Annotated in this window: 16 protein-coding genes; 5 read left to right on the top strand and 11 right to left on the bottom strand. The window is 67.2% G+C overall.

Going from position 1 to position 17,925, the window contains the following annotated elements:
* The first annotated feature begins 120 nt into the window (after positions 1-120).
* On the top strand, positions 121-450 hold the full coding sequence (locus SLQ30_RS23460; RefSeq protein ID WP_319449184.1) for a hypothetical protein: 330 nt from the start codon (positions 121-123) through the stop codon (positions 448-450).
* Positions 451-564: 114 nt separating this feature from the next.
* On the opposite strand, the gene SLQ30_RS23455 is transcribed toward SLQ30_RS23460, so the two are convergent.
* From SLQ30_RS23455 to SLQ30_RS23445, 3 genes are all read right to left on the bottom strand, one after another.
* The gene (locus SLQ30_RS23455; protein WP_319449183.1) at positions 565-1,482 is read right to left on the bottom strand and encodes a hypothetical protein; all 918 of its coding nucleotides are present in this window, start codon (positions 1,480-1,482) and stop codon (positions 565-567) included.
* A 412-nt stretch (positions 1,483-1,894) separates the two neighbouring features.
* A complete protein-coding gene (gene topA, locus SLQ30_RS23450) occupies positions 1,895-4,699 on the bottom strand; it encodes a type I DNA topoisomerase (protein WP_319449182.1) in 2,805 nt (934 codons plus the stop codon).
* Between the two features lie 134 nt (positions 4,700-4,833).
* Positions 4,834-5,424 carry a hypothetical protein gene (locus SLQ30_RS23445; RefSeq protein WP_319449181.1) on the bottom strand — a complete coding sequence of 197 codons (591 nt, stop codon included), beginning with the start codon at positions 5,422-5,424 and terminating at the stop codon, positions 4,834-4,836.
* A gap of 237 nt (positions 5,425-5,661) precedes the next feature.
* Between SLQ30_RS23445 and SLQ30_RS23440 the strand changes: the two genes are divergently transcribed.
* Both SLQ30_RS23440 and SLQ30_RS23435 read left to right on the top strand, forming a co-directional pair.
* Positions 5,662-8,001, top strand: a complete 2,340-nt coding sequence (locus tag SLQ30_RS23440) for a DEAD/DEAH box helicase (RefSeq protein ID WP_319449180.1) — start codon at positions 5,662-5,664, stop codon at positions 7,999-8,001.
* Positions 8,002-8,305: 304 nt separating this feature from the next.
* Entirely contained in the window at positions 8,306-9,391 is a 1,086-nt protein-coding gene (locus SLQ30_RS23435; RefSeq protein ID WP_319449179.1) for a PAS domain-containing protein, read from the top strand.
* Here SLQ30_RS23435 and SLQ30_RS23430 read toward each other — a convergent pair.
* From SLQ30_RS23430 to ssd, 7 genes are all read right to left on the bottom strand, one after another.
* Positions 9,388-9,795 (bottom strand): Rv3654c family TadE-like protein, encoded by a 408-nt coding sequence (locus SLQ30_RS23430; RefSeq protein WP_413468169.1) that lies wholly within the window; start codon positions 9,793-9,795, stop codon positions 9,388-9,390. The two genes, SLQ30_RS23435 and SLQ30_RS23430, sit on opposite strands and share 4 nt — an antisense overlap.
* Positions 9,731-10,000, bottom strand: coding sequence for a TadE family type IV pilus minor pilin (locus SLQ30_RS23425; protein ID WP_413468147.1), 270 nt, complete (start codon positions 9,998-10,000; stop codon positions 9,731-9,733). Before SLQ30_RS23425 ends, SLQ30_RS23430 begins: the two co-directional genes overlap by 65 nt.
* Before the next feature lie 56 nt (positions 10,001-10,056).
* Complete coding sequence (locus SLQ30_RS23420; protein ID WP_319449178.1) at positions 10,057-10,260, bottom strand: DUF4244 domain-containing protein; 204 nt, start codon at positions 10,258-10,260, stop codon at positions 10,057-10,059.
* Between the two features lie 64 nt (positions 10,261-10,324).
* Positions 10,325-10,888 (bottom strand): type II secretion system F family protein, encoded by a 564-nt coding sequence (locus tag SLQ30_RS23415; protein WP_319449177.1) that lies wholly within the window; start codon positions 10,886-10,888, stop codon positions 10,325-10,327.
* Positions 10,885-11,667 carry a type II secretion system F family protein gene (locus SLQ30_RS23410; protein ID WP_319449176.1) on the bottom strand — a complete coding sequence of 261 codons (783 nt, stop codon included), beginning with the start codon at positions 11,665-11,667 and terminating at the stop codon, positions 10,885-10,887. Before SLQ30_RS23410 ends, SLQ30_RS23415 begins: the two co-directional genes overlap by 4 nt.
* Entirely contained in the window at positions 11,664-12,830 is a 1,167-nt protein-coding gene (locus tag SLQ30_RS23405; RefSeq protein ID WP_319449175.1) for a TadA family conjugal transfer-associated ATPase, read from the bottom strand. The genes SLQ30_RS23410 and SLQ30_RS23405 overlap by 4 nt, the downstream gene beginning before the upstream one ends.
* Positions 12,827-13,894 carry a septum site-determining protein Ssd gene (ssd, locus tag SLQ30_RS23400; protein ID WP_319449174.1) on the bottom strand — a complete coding sequence of 356 codons (1,068 nt, stop codon included), beginning with the start codon at positions 13,892-13,894 and terminating at the stop codon, positions 12,827-12,829. Before ssd ends, SLQ30_RS23405 begins: the two co-directional genes overlap by 4 nt.
* A gap of 416 nt (positions 13,895-14,310) precedes the next feature.
* On the opposite strand from ssd, the gene SLQ30_RS23395 reads away from it, so the two are divergent.
* Entirely contained in the window at positions 14,311-15,180 is an 870-nt protein-coding gene (locus SLQ30_RS23395; RefSeq protein WP_319449326.1) for an HAD-IB family hydrolase, read from the top strand.
* Positions 15,181-15,591: 411 nt separating this feature from the next.
* On the opposite strand, the gene SLQ30_RS23390 is transcribed toward SLQ30_RS23395, so the two are convergent.
* On the bottom strand, positions 15,592-16,341 hold the full coding sequence (locus SLQ30_RS23390) for an oxidoreductase (protein WP_319449173.1): 750 nt from the start codon (positions 16,339-16,341) through the stop codon (positions 15,592-15,594).
* 57 nt (positions 16,342-16,398) lie between these two features.
* On the opposite strand from SLQ30_RS23390, the gene acs reads away from it, so the two are divergent.
* A partial coding sequence (acs, locus tag SLQ30_RS23385) for an acetate--CoA ligase (RefSeq protein ID WP_319449172.1) occupies positions 16,399-17,925 on the top strand: 1,527 nt, incomplete at its 3' end.

Raw genomic sequence — 17,925 nt, 5'->3', positions numbered from 1 at the left:
GCGCCCCTCGGGCGCTTCAGAGAGCGGCGGACCGATGTGATTGGGCACGGGTGGCGGCTTGTAGTCCTTCAGTGCCGCTATCGCCTCAGCAGCGGACGCAACCGCTGCCGTGTTGAGATCGTGCGCGGCATCCACAATCTCGCGAATTGCGGATTGTCGATCAGAGTCGTCTTTGAAGTCCTGATCAGCAAGCCCATCGATCTCCTGTTGCGCTTGATCGCAGATGGCGATGATGTGCTGCTTTGCGCTGAGGACGCTTTTGCTCGCGTTGTGGAAGAAGGTGATCGCCTTAGACAAATCGTCATCGATGGACTGCATCGCCTTGATGCGCGCGTCGACTGCGGCGGATGCGCCGTTGGATGCGGAACCAAACCACGTACTGCCATCGAAGATCTGCGTGCGAGTGAGCCGCCACTTGTCGAGGGGGATTCGAAGCTGAGTCTGTGTTGATCCAAGGTCGGTCGCATGACTCTGTAGCGCATCCTCGTCCGATTCTGGCCAAGCGTCGGGCGGAGTTGTCATCTGCCCCTTGTAACCATCGACCGGCCGTGGAAGCGACATCGTTCAGTTACTCCTCGCGGCTTCGCAGGCAGACGAGACCACGTTGCCGAACCGGGACCCCGTCGTATTAAGCCAGCCGTCTGCTGGTACGAAATTGGTACCCGCGTTGACCCACGCACGCATATAGAGTGCCGCGGCGACGGCGAAATCCTCCAGAACGGGGTTGCCGCTGGACCGCCCGGCTTTCTCGATGACGTCCGTATAAGCCGCCGTAACTGGAAATGCCGCCTCATTGGCAGCCCGCTGTTCGGGAGACCAGTTAGCTGCGGGGATCCCCGAGTCGTACTTGCTCCAGGCATCGGTATCCGCGACGAACTTGTCTTCCCGCGGGATCCATGCCTCACAGGTAGCATCCGACTCGGTCACGAACCGCTGCGGGTTGGCGGGATCACCCACCGGCACAGACGACGTCGGTGGATCTGGCGGATCCACCGTGGCACGAACGGCCGCTCCGTACGTGATCGAGTTGCAAAGCGACAGGACCGCGACTTGAGCGTTCACGAAAGTGTTCGCGAGAAAGTTGTCGCGGACTTCGTAGGTCGGAATGCTGTCCACGTACGCACGCGCGTACGCGACGATCTGCTCATAAAGTTCGCGGACCACCCGGTGAGGTGTCTGTTTGACCAGCGGCACAAGCTGATCAGCATTGGTTCGTAAAGCGGTCGCCACCGCCTCGATACGCGTGCGCTGATCTGACGTCCACTGCGCCGCTGGGCCGAGACTGTCTCGTTCGTCTCCCCAACCGTTGCTTTGGACTGCGGCCACCGCATTGTTGATCGAATAGTAGGCAGTGCAGGTGGGCTCAACGGTGATGATCGCGACCGGCCCGGTGTCGTTCGCACTGGCGACATCGCTTGATGCAGTGGATGTTCCAGGTGTTGCAGGCGTCTTATCACGCGTCAGCAACAGCGTGGTCGTCACCGCAAGTCCAATGACGAGCAACACAGCAAGACCACCGAGCAACCACTTGAGGCCGTTGCCCTTCGACGGCGGCGCCGGCGGCGGGTAACCCTGCCGCGGAGGCCATGGACCCGGAGGGCCGGGATACGGCTGCTGCGGATGCGGACCGGGATATCCGGGCCCAGGTTGCCCTGAGTCAGGGCGAGGCGCCTGCGGCCAACCACCGGACGGTGGCACGCTCATCGGCACTCCCTCCCGATCCGCCTCGTCATTTCGACACCCCTGCAGATTCCTTCGTCCACAGCATGAACACTACTGATGCAATTGGGACCAGCGTAATGGATGATTTGCAGCCGTATTGGCGGCAATTCCGCAACAACAACGCCGCCCGCAAATTCGCTCACAGACCGGCCACGCATCAAACTCGGAGCAGCTAAGCCTTCTTCGCGGGAGCCTTCTTGGCGGCCTTCTTCGCGGGAGCCTTCTTGGCAGGCGCCTTCTTCGCGGCGGCCTTCTTCTTCACCGGGCCACGCGCGCGCCGGTCGGCAAGCAACTCAGACGCCCGCTCGTCGGTAATCGACAGCACGTCGTCGCCCTTGCGCAGGCTCGCATTGGTCTCACCGTCGGTGACATACGGACCGAACCGGCCGTCCTTGATCACCATCGGACTACCCGAGACGGCATCGTTGCCCAGTTCGCGCAGCGGCGGGGTGGCCGCACCCTGCCGACCGCGGCGCTTGGGCTCGGAGTAGATCTTCAGCGCCTCGTCGAGCGTGATGGTGAACATCTGATCTTCGGTCGCCAGTGAGCGAGAATCGGTGCCGCGCTTCAGGTATGGCCCATAGCGGCCGTTCTGCGCGGTGATCTCCTCGTTGTTCGCGGGGTCAACGCCGACCACGCGCGGCAACGACAGCAGCATCAACGCATCCTCGAGCGTGACCGTCTCCAGGTCCATGGTGCGCAGCAACGATCCAGTGCGCGGCTTGGGTCCGGTCGGCTTCTTGCCCTTCTTCGCGGGAGCGCCATCCTCTGGCTCTTCCGGCGGCGCGGGCAGCACCTCGGTGACGTACGGCCCGTAGCGCCCATCCTTGGCGACAACCTCATGTCCGCTGACCGGGTCGACGCCAAGCGAGCGACCCTCCTGCGGTGTGGCGAAAGCCTTTTCGGCAAGTTCCAGGGTCAGCTCGTCTGGAGTCAGATCGTCGCTGAGATTGGCTCGCTGCGGCGTCGGTTCCCCGTCGTCGCCGACGATCATGCGCTCGAGGTACGGGCCGTTGCGGCCGACGCGGACGTTGACCGCCCGCCCCTCAGAGTCGTCGAACAGCTTGATCGAGTTGACCAGCCGCGCGTCGATCTCTTCGAGATTGCCGCCGACGAGCTTCTTCAGTCCGCCGGCGCGCGCGATCGAGCCCTCGACGCCGTGGTCGCCGCCGAAGTAGAAGTTGTTGAGCCAGTTGGTCCTTCGCTCGTTGCCCGAGGCGATCTCGTCGAGTTCGTCCTCCATGGCAGCCGTGAAGTCGTAGTCGACCAAACGCCCGAAGTGCTGCTCGAGCAACCCGATGACGGCGAACGCGACCCACGACGGGACCAGCGCACTGCCCTTCTTGTGCACGTAGCCGCGGTCCTGAATCGTCTTGATGATCGACGAATACGTCGACGGGCGACCGATGCCCAGCTCTTCCAGCGCCTTGATCAACGACGCCTCGGTGTAGCGGGCGGGCGGGCTGGTGGTGTGGCCGTCGGCAGTCAGGTCGGCCGCGTCGACGCGTTGCCCCTGAGTGAGGTTGGGCAGTCTGCTCTCGGCGTCGTCGGCCTCGCCGCCGGCCTGCTCGTCGAGGCTCTCGACGTAGGCCTTCAGGAAGCCTGCGAAGGTGATGGTGCGACCGCTAGCGTTGAACACGACCTCCTCGCCGGACCTCGCAGCACCCGAAATGCGAAGGGAGAGCGTCGTTCCGCGGGCGTCGGCCATCTGCGAGGCCACCGTCCGCTGCCAGATGAGCTCGTAGAGCCGGAACTCGTCGGTGTCGAGCGCGGAGTGCAGCTGACCAGGGGTCTGGAACACGTCGCCCGCCGGGCGAATTGCCTCATGCGCCTCCTGCGCATTCTTCACCTTGCGCGTGTACTGGCGCGGCGACGGATGCACGTACTCCTGGCCGTACAGCTGCCCGGCCTGGTTGCGCGCCGCGGTGATCGCCGACTCCGACAACGTCGTCGAGTCGGTACGCATGTAGGTGATGTAGCCGTTCTCGTAGAGCCGCTGCGCGATGCTCATGGTGCGCTCCGAGGAGAAGCGCAGCTTGCGGCCGGCCTCCTGCTGAAGCGTCGACGTCATGAACGGCGGGTAGGGCTTGCGCGAGTACGGCTTCTGCTCCACCGACGACACCGTGAGCTGCGCGCCGCGCAAGCCACTGGCAAGACCGGTGGCCGCCGCTTCGTCGAGGACCAGCACTTCGTCGGGCTTCTTGACCGCACCCACCGAGTCGAAGTCGCGTCCGCTGGCGACACGACGCCCGTCGACCAGGTTCAGCTTCGCGGTGAACTTCGGCGGCGAGGCTTCCGTGTCGGACACGCTGGCATCGAGTTCGGCGGTGACGTCCCAGTAGCCCGCGCTGCGGAACGCCATGCGCTCGCGTTCGCGCGACACGATGATCCGGGTCGCCACCGACTGCACGCGGCCCGCGGACAGCTTGGGCGCCACCTTCTTCCACAGCACCGGACTGACCTCGTAGCCGTACAGCCGGTCGAGGATGCGACGGGTCTCCTGCGCGTCGACCAGGTCGATGTCCAGGTCGCGGGGGTTCTCGGCCGCCGCCAGGATCGCGGGCTCGGTGATTTCGTGAAAGACCATCCGCTTGACGGGGACGGTCGGCTTGAGCGTCTCGAGCAGGTGCCAGGCGATCGCCTCGCCCTCACGGTCACCGTCCGTCGCGAGATATAGCTCGTCGACGTCCTTGAGCAGGGCCTTGAGCTCGGCGACCGTGGATTTCTTGTCCGGGCTGACGATGTAGAGCGGCTCGAACTCGTCGTCGACGTTGACACCCAGCCGGGCCCACGACTCCGACTTGTACTTGGCAGGCACGTCGGCGGCGGACCTGGGCAGGTCGCGAATGTGCCCGCGGGACGACTCGACGACGTAGTTGGCGCCCAGGTACCCGGCGATTTTGCGCGCTTTCGTGGGCGACTCGACTATGACGAGTCGCCGCACCCGACCGTTGCCGCTGCCATCGTGGTCAGCCAACTCTGTCTACGCTCCTACTTCTTTGCCGCCATTTGGCACCCGACCACGCGTCCGAGGTCAGCTGAGCCCGATGGCAAGGGACAATTTCGCACTCTGCGCGACCGTACGCAAACCGGATCGCCGCACCGAGGGCGTCAAGTACGAGGCCACTGCTGGAACGCCTCGGTGTCTCCAGGGGGTTCCCCGACGTTCTCTACCAGCCGCGATAGCCTTCTTCGGCCACTGATTCTCAGGGCCGGGTGCGTCCCGCGGGTGCCTATCAAGGTCGGCGCTATTCCCACCCGCATCATCGCCGATGCGAGGGCCGAGTGCGTGTCCGGCGCGTGGGGATCGAGCCCAAGTAGGTAGCGGTCGGCCTCTGGGGTGCCTGCGGCCAACGTCCACGCCCGCAACTCCCTGGGGCCAGGTAACCACTGCGGAGGCACCGTCTTGACCGCACCGCGGGTCCACTGAGCGGCAATCTCGGTCAAACGCTCGTCGACGGCCGTCCGAACCAGTGGGGTGTTCTCGTCGGTGCGCGCGAGCTCGGGCTGCAGGCCGGCCTCTGCGATCATCTCGGCGAGCGCCTCGGCGCGCCACAGCCGATCGACCACGACCGACAGCCGTGCCCCCTGCCCCTTTCCCGCCCCCACCAGCACCACCTGACCGGACGCGGCCAGCATGCCGGTCAAGTCGGCGACCGCAGGCGGCACCGACTCAGCCGAGAAGAAGGACAGCTGACTCACGATGGTGACACTAGGGCAGCGACCGACTTCGATGGAGCCGCCTTGCCGACCCGCGCGGGGCGGCATGTACTTCTATCCTCTACTACTTCGGGTGCGGGGCCCTCCGCGCGCCGGGCCGACCTAGCACTCCATCGGGAACCGCGACCGCAACGTCGTTGCCGCTGCGACCACGTCATAGTCGAGGTTGCGACCACCGAATAGTTCAGAACGAACCGACCCGCTGAGAGGAGGTCGACCGTGGCGCATGCAGGCTCGGACTTCGGTCGCGAGCTGCTCGCGTGCGCGGTCGACGGGACCGCCGCCGAAGAGCACCCGTTGCGGCACGTCTCAGACCTCGCTCCGCGACAGGCAAGTGCGCGGGCGTGGCCACGATGGGTCGACCAGGACGTGGTGCGCGCATTCGTCGAACGCGGCGTCTCCGAACCGTGGTCGCATCAGGTGGCCGCCGCCGAACTCGCGCATTCGGGCCGCCACGTCGTGCTCAGCACCGGCACCGCGTCGGGAAAGTCGCTGGCCTACCAGCTGCCCATCCTTTGCGCGATGACCGCCGATCCCCGAGCGCGCGCGCTGTACCTGGCGCCGACGAAGGCGCTCGGCCACGATCAGCTCCGCGCCGCCCAAGCCCTGACCACCGCGATCGACGGGCTGGCCGACGTAGCGCCCAGTCCGTACGACGGAGATTGCAGCATCGAGGCCCGACGCTTCGCGCGGGAGCGGTCGCGATGGATCTTCTCCAACCCCGACATGATTCACCTATCGCTGCTACGAAACCATGCCCGCTGGGCGGTGTTCCTGCGCAACCTGCGATACATCGTCGTCGACGAATGCCATTACTACCGCGGTATTTTCGGCTCCAACGTAGCGCTGGTGCTGCGCCGCTTGATGCGACTGTGCGCACGCTATTCGGCAGGCGATGCTCCTGGGCCGACAGTAATCCTGGCCAGCGCGACGGCCTCCTCCGCCGCTGCCACCGCCTCCGAACTGCTCGGGCAAGCGGTCACCGAGGTCACCGAGGACGGCTCCCCGCAGGGCGGACGCACGGTGGCCCTGTGGGAGCCGGCACTGCGTACCGATCTGCTCGGCGAAAACGGCGCCCCGGTCCGTCGTTCGGCAGGGGCCGAGGCCGCCCGCGTGATGGCCGACCTCATGGTCGAGGGCGCCAGGACGCTGACCTTCGTCCGATCGCGACGCGGCGCGGAACTCACCGCACTCGGCGCACGCGCCCGCCTCGAGGAGATCGGACCCGAGCTCGTCGACCTGGTGGATTCGTATCGGGCCGGATACCTGGCCGAAGACCGCCGGGAACTGGAAAGTGCGCTGGCCGACGGGCGGCTTCGGGGGCTGGCGACGACCAACGCCCTCGAACTGGGCGTCGACATCGCGGGCCTCGACGCGGTGGTGCTGGCCGGCTTCCCAGGAACGGTCGCCTCCTTCTGGCAGCAGGCTGGGCGCGCCGGACGGCGGGGCCAGAGTGCGCTGATCGTCATGATCGCGCGCGACGATCCGCTGGACACATACCTCGTCAATCATCCGGCCGCGCTGCTCGGCAAGCCGCTCGAGCGCGTTGTCATCGATCCCAGCAACCCGTTCGTCCTTGGCCCGCAACTACTTTGCGCCGCCGCCGAACTCCCGCTCACCGACGCCGAGGTTCGGACCTGGAATGCCGAGTCCGTCGCCGAGTCCCTCGTCGACGACGGGCTGCTGCGGCGCAGGCCCACCGGCTACTTCCCCACCCCCGGCGTCGATCCCCATCCCGCGGTCGACATCCGCGGGTCGGGCGGCGGCCAGGTCGCGATCGTCGAGGCCGAGACGGGCCGACTGTTGGGCACCACCGGGGCCGGCCAAGCGCCCGCCTCGGTACACCCGGGCGCGGTCTACCTGCACCGTGGCGAGAGTTATGTCGTTGACTCACTCGACTTCGAGGCCGGCATCGCATTCGTCCATGCCGAAGATCCCGGCTACGCGACGTCGGCCAGGGAGCTCACCGACGTTTCGGTGTCGGGGTCCGGCGAACGGCGCACCACCGGCCACGTGACGACCGGACTGGTACCAGTGTCGGTGAGCCACACCGTGATTGGCTACCTGCGTCGGCGGCTCAACGGCGAAGTCATCGACTTCGTCGAACTGGACATGCCCACGCAGACCCTGGACACGGTGGCCGTGATGTGCACGATTACGCCGGAAGCACTGCAGGACAACGGTATTGATCCGCTGCGCTTCCCAGGAGCGCTGCACGCCGCCGAACACGCGGCCATCGGATTGCTGCCTCTTGTCGCCAGCTGCGACCGCGGCGACATCGGCGGCGTGTCGATGGCCATCGGTCCCGATGGGCTACCGACCATATTCGTCTACGACGGCCATCCCGGAGGTGCTGGGTTCGCGGAGCGCGGGTTTCGGGAGCTCGCCGTCTGGTGGGACGCGACGGCCGCAGCAATCGAAGCGTGCGAATGCCAACACGGTTGCCCGTCATGCGTCCAGTCGCCGAAGTGCGGCAACGGCAACGAACCCCTGGACAAGGCCGGCGCGATCCGCGTGCTTCGTCTGGTGCTCGGCGAACTCGAGGAACGCGGAACGTGAATACGTCCGCGACGGCGACCGACCCCTCGACAGTCGTCTCGACGAATTGGCGCGGGGTACCAAACACAGGCACGCCGAGCACTCAGACGATCGCGAAGAACGGTCGGACAACGCGATCCGTTCTCAGTCCCGAAAGCTCGGGCGCACCAGCAAAATACCTCGTCGCCGCCGCCGAGCGCAACTTTGCGACGAGGGTCGTTGGGACCGACCGCCCGGGTGAACGCGCTGCTAGCGGCGCATTCCTGCGGAACTCGTCGTCCTTGGTGGCGCTGAAGGGCTATCGCCAGAACGGTAGGATGCAGCCATGACCCACGACTGGCTCCTCGTGGAGACGCTAGGCGCCGAGCCAGCCGTAGTCGCGCAGGGCAGTTCCACCAAGAATCTCGTTCCAATCAGCGCCTTTCTCCGGCGCAACCCGAACCTGATGGCGATTCAGACGGCCATCGGAGAGACGGTTCGGGCAGGCCACGCGCTGAGCAGCATCACGCCGAAGCACGACCGCGTGATTCGCACCGAAGTCGTCCAGATGATCGACGGCCGAATTCACGGCGTCCACGTCTGGGTCGGCCCGCCCGACGAAGAACCGCCAGAGCGCCTGATCCCCGGCCCACTCAAATGGGACCTGACCCACGGGGTCGCCACGGACACCCGCGAGTCGTTGACGAACAGCGGTCGCGATCCGTCCACGGAGGCAACCCATGGTCGGGCCTTTGCCGAGGACCTCCCGACCCGGGATCTGAACCCCAGTGAGGCGCACGTACTTTCGGTCGCCATCAAGCCCGAACCAGGTCGCTCCTTCTGCAGTACGTGGGACATCACCGATCACGAAGGCACGCCGATCACGGTGGGCTTCGTCGCACGGGTGATGCTGGAGAGCGACGACGGCGGTCCCGAGATCTTGATGTGCCGGGCCATGAACTGGCGCAGCGAGCGGGAGGAATCGGCCACCACGCCAATCGATCTCGCGCAACGGATCCTGAATGGACTGGCCCAGCCCGGCGTGCACCGCGCCCTGGTCGACCTGCGCACCTGGACACTGCTCAAGTGGCTCGACGACCCGTGCCCCTTCTACGACTGGCGAGCCAGAGAAGAGGGCGAATCCGTCGTACACCCGGATGATGCGGCGATAATGGCTTCCATGACAACGGAATTCGACGGTGGCGCGGCGTCCCGGGTACTGCGGTTGAGGGCCAACGGCGGCGGGTGGACACCCATCCACGTCACCGCGCACCGCGTCGAACTCGAAGCAGGAACCTTCGCCGGCATGCTGTCCATGCGCTTGCCGACCGATGACGAACTGAAGAACCGCGACGGCACCGCCTCGCCCGAGCAGGCCAAGCCACGCAAGGTGCGCGCGCGAAAGGCCAAGGACAAGGCCGCGCAAAGCTAACGACCCGTGTCCGCAGGGCCCGCCCGGGCCAGCGCGCGGGCCGAGCCAACTCCCCACCGACCAAGCTGCACAGGGACGTCCACGCCGACGACCACGTCAAGCTGCTCGACGCGGCATGAGGTGACCGTGGACCGCATCGCGCCAGCCACCGACGATGCCGCCGCGCATGCCGCGACACGCCCCGATGCGAGTCGTCCGGCGGCCGCCAGCGCGGCCAGATCCGCGGCCGACTGGGCTCGGTGACGGGCCACCACTGCCGTCCCGAACACGATGACGCCCAACGCAATCGACATCAGCAGTGCCAGCATCGCCACCGCGACCACGGTCGCAGAGCCACCGTCATGCGCCCGGTTCGCGAGCGGCGACCGCCTCCGCCGCGATGCGGACGCGTAGCCACGGCGCAGGGCTTGCGGTGACACGTGCGACCACGAAGTCGCCGTCGCGCCGGAGTTCCAATTGCGCTCCCGCAGGCCCGACTCTGCGCGCCGCCTCCACCGCGGCGCGCTCGTCGCCGCGGGAAGCCAGTCGCGCGGCCTCCCTTGCCGAATCGACGCACCGCAGCTGGACCGCCATCGCCGACGCGCCGGCCAAGCCTGCGACCAGCACCACCGCCAGCGACGCGATGGCGAAGGCTGCCTCGACCGTGGCACCACCAGCGGTTCCGCTCAGACGTCGGTGTTGAGCGCCCTGGTGATGATGTTCGTCAGTGCCGTGACGATGGAGTCGCCGGTGACCACGCTGTACAAGATCGCGCCGAAGGCGGCGGCAGCGATGGTGCCGATCGCGTATTCGACCGTGGACATTCCGGATTCGTCCACCCACAGCAGTGCGAGCCGTCCGCGCAGTCGGCGAAATGTGTTGCCCATCATCGTCGTTCCTCCCCATGATTCCTCCTGTGACCCGCGGACGGTCCGCGGGTCTACTGTCTTGCGGTCACATCACGCCCATGTCCAATACGTCACGGGCCAGTCCCATCACGACCGGGACGACGCCGAGACAGAGGAATGCGGGCAGGTAACACAATCCGAGTGGACCCGCGATCAGGACCGACGCCCGCTCTCCGGCCGCTGTGGCCGCATCGCCCGCGTCCCGACGGGATTGGTCGGCAAGCTCGGAGACACCTTGGGCAAGAGCGGCTCCCGAGGCAGCCGAGCGGCGCGCCAACCGGGTCAGCGCCTCGACGTGCCGATCGGACGTCGGGCCGACACTGGCCCACGCCGTCGCCGCGTCGGCGCCAAGGGCCAGCAACTCCGCTGCCCGTCCGAGCGCCGCTGCGAGCGGCCGCGGCGCCGACGGTGCCGTCGCGGCCGCGGCACTTGCCACGGCCATGCCCGACGACAGGCACGCCGCAAACACGTCCAGTGCCGACGCCACCGCGAGCGGATCGACCGGGGCGGTAGCGCGCACCGGTGGGTCGATCTCCGCACGGTGAGCAACCCGCGGCCGTGTTCCGGAGCTCAACACTGCCGCGGCGAGAAGTACTGCAGCCCAAGTCATGTCAACGTCCGGTTGGTGATGCGATCCGACCACAGCAGCCCCGCGCATGCCAGCGCCGATCCGATCACGAGCAACCCGCCACCAAGGCCACCGGACAACAGACATCGCACCGGGTCGGCCCCGATCAACTGACCGAGCGCCATGCCGAGCACGGGCAGCCCAGCGAGCACCATCGCAGTGGCGCGGGCCCCTGCCATGCCTGCGGCGACTCGCGATTCGAAACGCTGACGCTCGACGACGTCTCGGTGCGCGGTACGCATCAGCGTGGCGATCGCCAAACCGTGGCGGTTGGCCAACTCCCAACACACCGCGAGCCTGGACCAGTACGCCGGTACCGTCGATCGAGCCGCCGCGGCATTCAGCCCGACGGCCACGTCGACACCCAGCCGTGCTCTCGCGGCGACGACCCGAAGTGCGGACGCCACGTCGTCGGAAACCTCCGCGGCCGCCGTCTCGAACGCCACCACCGGGTGAGCGCCCGCGCGTAGTTCGCCCGCAAGCACGTCGAGGGCAGCCTGCAACGCCGCCGATTCCGACGCGCGACGGGCCCGCCGCACCGTCCCTCGCCTGCGCCACGCGACCGTGCCCGACACGAGCGCCATCGCGACCGCTGCGCTCGACGGAACGAGGCAAGCGATTACCAGCGCACCCGTCGTGAGCCCGAGCGCCAGCCCCGACCTTCGCAGAACGGGGGGCAGCCGCCTAGTGGTCGCGACCCCTGGCCTGCGCACGGGTGCCACGACGACCGCCACGGCCAGTGCCAAGATCGCGACGGTCACGGGCAGCCCCGATCGGTGAGCAACGCCCTCAAACCATCCATGCCACTGTCGATCCCGCGTTCGGCGTGCCATGCCGTACGCGCACTCACCAGCCCGTCGCCACCTCGTTGCAGGACCGCGATCTCGTCGAGCCTGCGACGCCCACCGCGATCCCGACCGACGTGCAACACGACGTGCACGGCTGCCGACAACTGGCTGTGCAGCGCGGCACGATCCAGGCCACCGAGCGCGGCGAGCGCCTCAAGCCGCGCAGGAACCTCGGCGGGTTTGTTCGCGTGAACCGTGCCCGCGCCCCCCTCGTGGCCGGTGTTGAACGCAGCGAGCAGGTCGACGACCTCACCGCCACGCACCTCCCCGACGACAATCCGGTCGGGGCGCATGCGTAGGGCTTGCCGCACCAGGTCGCGCACGGTGACCTCGCCGACGCCCTCGACGTTGGCGCAGCGCGCGACGAGCTTCACCAAGTGCGGATGGCGTGGGGCGAGTTCGGCCGCGTCCTCGATGCACACGATGCGCTCGTGAGCGGCCACGGCTCCGAGCGCCGCGGACAGCAGCGTGGTCTTGCCCGCTCCCGTGCCGCCCGAGACGAGGAAGGCCAACCGGGCTCCGATGATCTCGCGCACCACGCCAACGATCTCGGTGGGTATCGCGCCGCAGCCGACGAGGGCATCGAAGTCCTGGGTGGCGGGGCGCAACACCCGCAACGACAGACACGTACCGCCCGTGGCGATGGGCGACAGGATCGCGTGCAGTCGCACCGCGAACTCCCCGCCCGCGAGGCCCGGTAGCTGACCGTCGACCCACGGCTGCGCTTCGTCGAGCCGCCTGCCCGCCGAAAGGGCCAACCGCTGAGCCAGCCGTCGCACAGCGGCGTCGTCTGCGAATTCGATTGGAGCACGGCGTAATCCGAGTCCGTCGTCGATCCAGACCGAATCAGGTGCGGTGACGAGCACGTCGGTGGTGCCCTCGGCACGCAGCAGCGGCTCGAGGATTCCCGCTCCAGACAGTTCGGTTTGCAGAACACGGAGGTTGTCGAGTACCTCGGTATCGCCGAGCACGCCGCCGGATTCGGCTCGGATGGCGGCAGCCACGACTTGGGGCCGCAACGGCATCGACTCCGAGGCCAGCCGTTCTCGGACGCGTTCGATCAGCGACGCACTCACGCGACGCTCCGCTCTCCGGGCAACTGATGCAGCACGTCGAGCACCCGGCGTGCGGCACGCGCGAGCGGCGAGCGCCGGCGTGGCCTCAACCCGTCGTGTTCGAGCGCACTGGCCACGCCGGGCTGAGCTCGCATGGAGGCGAGGTGCGGAAGTCCGATTGCGCGCGCGACCTCGGTTGCCGTCAATCCGCCGGGCGCCGGACCTCGGACGACGAGTCCGACGTTCGCATTCGCCGCGACCAGCCACTGACCGATGGCCGTGGCTGCGGCGCAGGATCGCACGTCGGCCGGGGTCACGACGGCGACGAGGTCGGCGGACGCGAGCGCGGTCTCCACTGCGGGGGTTGCGCGCCGAGGCAGGTCGCAGATGACTGTCGCGCCCCCGCGGGAACCTGCGTCGATCACTGCGTCGAGGGCGGCCGCATCGACGTGACCTCCTGCCCGGCAGCCTGACAGCACGGCAATTCCTCGATGCGCCGGGAGCGCCGCCTGCAGCGCGGGCCATCCGACGCGTCCGCCCTGCAGGGAGAGGTCTGACCAGCGCAAACCCGGTTCGCCTTCGCTGCCGACGACCAGCTCGATACCGCCGCCCCAGGGATCGAGGTCGACCAGCAGCGGATGGGTGGCAGCGTGCGCGAGTGCCGTCGCGAACACGGACGCGCCCGCCCCGCCGCGGGCTCCGATGACGGCCAGGACGGCGCCGCGTCGCTGCGGCTCTCGACGCGACTCAGTTGCGTCGGAGAGTGCCGACACGAGCTCGGCTTCGTCCTCGGGCATGGCCAGAATCCGTTGCGCCCCAACAGCGATCACGAATGGCCAGTCCCCCGGGCCCGGCTCCGCCCGACTGACGACGAAGATCCGTCCGCGCCGGGGCAGCGCCGCCCGAGCGCAGCGCGCGGCACCGTCGAAGTCGAGCAGCACCGCCGACGCCGCTGCCCACACCTTTGGACTGGACGGCTCCTTCACGTGGACGACGCGCGCACCGATCGCTGCGGCCACGCGGTCTACGTCAGTGCGCAGTACCTCGTCGACGACCAGCGCCAAGATGCCATTGCTCGTGCTCACGACTCCACAATGCGGAGGTCGACCGACGTCGCGCTACGGCCGAAGGCCTATTTGTGGATGAAGGCGGCTCTGTGGACGAACGGCAACGCGGCGGCGGGGATACTTCACTCCGCAACTTTTCGCGATGGTCCTGACCATATCGTCAGACGAATTCTCGGCAACTTGTCCGGAAAAAGGGACGACCCCCGCCAGGGGGGGAGGAGGCGGAGGTCGTCGTGTATCAGCCCCGGGGGGTCGGGCTGATCCACACCCGGCATAAGCCGAGTAATCCTCACTATACACGCGGCAACGCCGTGCGGCGCAAGCCCCGCTTTTCTGCCAAATGAGGCGATGACCTGGAAAATTGCAGACTCGGCCAGGTGTCGGAGACTGCCACTTTGCGCGATCGGCCGCCCGGCGCCGGCCGGCGAACGCTTATGCTGTGCAGCGTGACCGCTCCTGAATCGGCGCCGGACGATTCGCTCGCGCCGCGGCCCGAAGCTGGAACAGGGCGACCGGTGCGCACCGCCGCATTCTTCGATCTCGACAAAACAGTCATCGCAAAGTCGAGCACGTTGGCTTTCAGCAAACCCTTCTTCGAGCAAGGGCTAATCAGTAGGCAGACCGTTCTCAAGTCCGCATACGCACAATTCCTGTTCCTGATGTCGGGTGCCGACCATGAACAAATGGACCGAATGCGTTCCTACATCACCAACATGTGCACCGGGTGGAACGTCGATCAGGTCAAGTCCATCGTCAGCGAGACACTGCACGAAATCGTCGACCCGCTGGTCTTCGCAGAAGCAGCGAATCTCATCGCCGACCATAAGTTGTGCGGTCGCGACGTGGTCGTCGTGTCCGCCTCCGGCGAGGAGATCGTCGCGCCCATCGCGCGCGCGCTCGGAGCCACTCACGCGATGGCCACCCGCATGGTCGTCGAGGACGGCAAGTACACCGGCGAGGTTGCCTTCTACTGCTACGGCGAAGGCAAGGTCGAAGCTATCCGCGAGTTGGCCGCCCGCGAAGACTACGCATTGGCTCACTGCTACGCGTATTCGGACTCGATCACCGACCTCCCGATGCTCGAGGCCGTCGGGCACCCAACGGTCGTCAACCCCGACCGGGGTTTGCGCAAGGAGTCCGTCGCGCGGGGCTGGCCGGTGCTCGAGTTCTCCAGGCCGATCCCGTTGCGCGACCGGATCCCGGCACCGTCGGGCGCCGCCGTCGCGACGTCGGTGGCCGTCGGCGTCAGCGCGCTGGCCGCGGGCGCCCTGGCCTACTCGGTGGTGCGGCGCTTCATCTTCTGACCTCACGCGGCGCGGATAGCTGATGCGCCCTTCGGTCACGATCGGAAATCGCCGCCGCTTGCCCCTTGATGTGACCGCCGTCACGGAGTACAAAGGAGTCACGGACGTTCGGTGAGGCTAAGTTCGAGTCGGAAGAGAAGACTCGCTCTCCCAAGTCGAGCGACCTAGCACGGATCGCGGTACCCACGCGGAGCACAAGCCGCGTTATGGCAAAAGTGTTGCGGGCCTGCGTAACTGCGAACAGCGGTCAACCACGACGATCCCTTGGGTGGGATTGCAGTTGAAGCGCATCGTAAGGACGCCGAGGCCACCCACGTAACCCACCGAGCACGCTTGGTAGCCACGAATCCGTGCTAGCGGGCGGCGAGCCGAATTCAATTCGGGGCGCCGCCCGCTTCACTTTGCTGGAAGCTATCCCGACGACGCCTCGGCTATCGCGAGCGCCTCCCTGGCTCCGTCCTCCAACGCGAGACAGCTGGTGATCACCCACACCGCCAGACCGTCCGGGGTGCCTGAGGCAAACCCGCGCGCCGCGGCACGGTAGTCGCTCGACTCACGCATCCAATAGACCTCCGGGACCGCGAGGCCGTGGGGATCCAGCCCGCTGGTGATGCTGATCAACCGGGCTACCGCCCGCGCCACCACCCCATCGGCGACCCCGAAGGGCGCGAGGGTCAGCAGTTCACCGTGTGCCACGGCAGCCAAAACTGGGGCGGGCACTCGGGTTCCACTGGTCACGATGTCGCCGAGAAGCTCGAGCCGACGCCCCACACCGGATCGGGGCTGGCCCAGGGTCGCTGAGTCCGTCAGGTCGGCGGCGGCCAGCGCATGGAGTCGCGCGATCGCCTGAAGCGGGGCATGTTGCCAGACGCCGACCAGCGCGGTGGCACCGCCTTCTAACGCCTCGGCAACCCGCAGTGCGCCTGCAAGCACTGCGTCGGGTTGGCCGTCGGCTGACATCGAAAGCGAGCCGCCGTCCAAGACCGACGACGCCCGCGCGGCGCGCACCGCGGCCTCGGCTGCGGACTCTGGCCAGCCACGGAGATTCACACGGTGCCGGTGGGCCCGCGCGACGGCCGCGCGCGCGGTCTCACTCGCTTCGGCCACCCCGGGTAGGTCCATCAAGGGGGCGAGCGGGTCGGCTTGGCTTTTGGAGCTCATCGACGCGCAACGCTATCCCAACCTCGATGCAACCTTCGGGTGACTACGCTCACAGATATGTCCGATACGTCTACCGCGACACAATCCACTTATCCCCCGTCGGCCGTGTTCACGGCGTCGGCGAACGCGTCGGCGGAACTATATGCCGAGGCCGAAGCCGACCGGTTGGCGTTCTGGGCCGAGCAAGCCAACCGCCTGTCGTGGGCCACGCCGTTTACCGAGGTGCTCGATTGGTCGGAAGCGCCCGTGGCGAAGTGGTTTGTGGGCGGCAAGCTCAACGTGGCCTACAACTGCGTGGATCGTCATGTCGAGGCAGGCAACGGCGATCGAGTCGCGATTCACTGGGTTGGTGAACCCTCGGACGACGAGCGCACCCTTACCTACGCCGAACTCCTCGCCGAGGTGTCCAAGGCCGCCAACGCGCTGACCGATCTCGGCCTGGTCGCCGGTGATCGGGTGGCCATCTACATGCCGATGGTGCCCGAGGCGATCGTGGCAATGCTGGCGTGTGCCCGCCTCGGCGCGATGCACAGCGTCGTCTTCGCTGGGTTCTCCGCGACGGCACTGAAAGCCCGCATCAACGACGCCGACGCCAAGCTGGTCATCACCACCGATGGGCAGTACCGGCGCGGCAAGCCCGCGTCACTCAAGGACGCCGTCGACGAGGCGGTCGAGGGAGAAGCGTCCGTCGAGCATGTCCTCGTCGTGGCCCGCACCGGCATCGACATCCCGTGGACCGAGGGCCGCGACCTGTGGTGGAGTGATGTCGTCGATTCCGCGTCGCCGGAACACACGCCCGAGGCCTTCGACTCCGAGCAGCCGCTGTTCCTGCTCTACACCTCGGGCACCACCGGCAAGCCCAAAGGCATCGTGCACACCACCGGCGGCTATCTGACTCAGACGTCCTACACGCACCACAACGTCTTCGACGTCAAACCCGACACCGACGTGTTCTGGTGCACCGCCGACATCGGCTGGGTAACCGGCCACAGCTACATCGTCTACGGGCCGCTCTCCAACGGCGTGACCCAAGTCGTGTACGAAGGCACCCCGGCCTCGCCGGACGAGCACCGCCACTTCCAGATCATCGAGAAGTACGGCGTCACCATCTATTACACCGCGCCCACCCTTATCCGCACCTTCATGAAGTGGGGTCGCCAGATCCCCGCCGACCACGACCTGTCCAGCCTGCGGCTGCTCGGCTCGGTCGGCGAGCCCATCAACCCGGAGGCCTGGCGGTGGTACCGCACCGTGTTCGGCGCCGATGCCACGCCGGTCGTCGACACCTGGTGGCAGACCGAGACCGGGTCGATCATGATCTCGCCGCTGCCCGGAGTCACCGCTGCCAAGCCGGGCTCGGCGATGACCCCGCTGCCCGGGATCTCGGCCAAGATCGTCGACGATGACGGCAACCAACTCGAGCCGGGCACCGACCACGGTGAACAGGCCAGCGGCTACCTCGTGCTCGACAAACCATGGCCCTCGATGCTGCGCGGGATCTGGGGCGACCCCGAACGCTTCAAGGAAACCTATTGGTCGCGCTTCGCCGAGCAGGGTTGGTACTTCGCCGGGGACGGCGCGCGC

The organism is Mycobacterium sp. RTGN4 (assembly GCF_033804635.1).
In the GTDB taxonomy this organism is placed as follows: Bacteria; Actinomycetota; Actinomycetes; order Mycobacteriales; family Mycobacteriaceae; genus Mycobacterium.
Note: the sequence above shows the minus strand (reverse complement) of the source record. Positions and strands in the feature narration are given on the sequence as shown.

Excerpts from the sequence above, each read along its gene's own strand:
- SLQ30_RS23415 (WP_319449177.1), bottom strand. The coding sequence starts at position 10,888 with ATGACTTGGGCTGCAGTACTTCTCGCCGCGGCAGTGTTGAGCTCCGGA.
- SLQ30_RS23435 (WP_319449179.1), top strand. The coding sequence starts at position 8,306 with ATGACCCACGACTGGCTCCTCGTGGAGACGCTAGGCGCCGAGCCAGCC.
- SLQ30_RS23390 (WP_319449173.1), bottom strand. The coding sequence starts at position 16,341 with ATGAGCTCCAAAAGCCAAGCCGACCCGCTCGCCCCCTTGATGGACCTA.
- SLQ30_RS23395 (WP_319449326.1), top strand. The coding sequence starts at position 14,311 with ATGCTGTGCAGCGTGACCGCTCCTGAATCGGCGCCGGACGATTCGCTC.
- SLQ30_RS23420 (WP_319449178.1), bottom strand. The coding sequence starts at position 10,260 with ATGATGGGCAACACATTTCGCCGACTGCGCGGACGGCTCGCACTGCTG.